Raw genomic sequence first — 461 nt, forward strand, 5'->3', positions numbered from 1 at the left:
GGACACCGCATGATGGAAACCTGGCATCCGCTCGGCGTCGTCGGCGTGATCTCGGCCTTCAACTTCCCCGTCGCGGTGTGGTCGTGGAACGCGGCACTTGCACTCGTGTGCGGTGACGCGGTGGTGTGGAAGCCGTCGGAAAAGGCGCCGCTGACGGCGCTTGCCTGCGAGGCGATCTTCGAGCGCGCCGCCAGGCGTTTCGGCGCCGATGCGCCGGAAGGCCTGCTCCAGGTGCTGATCGGCGACCGCGCCGTCGGCGAGGTGCTGGTCGACCATCCGAAGGTGCCGCTGGTCTCGGCCACGGGCTGGGCCCGCATGGGCCGCGAGGTGGGTCCGCGGCTGGCCAAGCGTTTTGCGCGCGCGGCGCTCGGGCAGACGATGCCGGCATTGTTGCCGCCGAGCTCGAGCACCGCGCGTGCAAAACGCTTGGCCAGCCGCGGACCGACCTCGCGGCCCATGCG

1 protein-coding gene is annotated in these 461 nt (G+C 71.1%); it reads left to right on the forward strand.

Annotation, left to right across the window (positions count from 1 at the left end):
* Positions 1-461: aldehyde dehydrogenase family protein (locus EOA60_RS36940; protein ID WP_348632766.1), on the forward strand; the 461-nt coding region annotated here is incomplete at both ends.

This window comes from Mesorhizobium sp. M1A.F.Ca.IN.020.06.1.1, assembly GCF_004023265.1.
Taxonomy (GTDB): Bacteria; Pseudomonadota; Alphaproteobacteria; order Rhizobiales; family Rhizobiaceae; genus Mesorhizobium.